This window comes from Sutterella massiliensis (assembly GCF_016899755.1).
Lineage (GTDB): Bacteria > Pseudomonadota > Gammaproteobacteria > Burkholderiales > Burkholderiaceae_F > Sutterella > Sutterella massiliensis.
On sequence record NZ_JACJJC010000387.1, the window covers coordinates 1 to 298 of the forward strand.

The 298-nt window shown below is 52.7% G+C and carries 1 protein-coding gene; it reads right to left on the reverse strand.

What is annotated here, in order from left to right; all coding sequences use genetic code 11:
- Positions 1-147 precede the first annotated feature (147 nt).
- A complete protein-coding gene (locus H6A60_RS14095) occupies positions 148-288 on the reverse strand; it encodes a DUF4113 domain-containing protein (RefSeq protein ID WP_369126660.1) in 141 nt (46 codons plus the stop codon).
- Positions 289-298 lie beyond the last annotated feature (10 nt).

The window sequence follows — 298 nt, forward strand, 5'->3', positions numbered from 1 at the left end:
CTCCCTAAGCGCGTAACGCAAGGCTGACGTGAATACATCCCCCCGCCTTAATGGAAAAAAAATAAGTTTAATTGCGCAAACACTCCGCGTCGTTTACACACCCCTGGACACGTGCCCGTTGGTACAGCTTTCTATCTTTCGTCTGCCTCACGACACGGCAATGATGTCTTCAATGTGCGTGGTGCAGCACGGTGAGAGCGTGTCGCGCTTCATTTCCCAACGTGTAGCGAGTTTCGTTGACGCGGTCACGACGACGTTCTTGTCGAAACGACGCGAGAGTTCGTCGATTGTTCGTTGC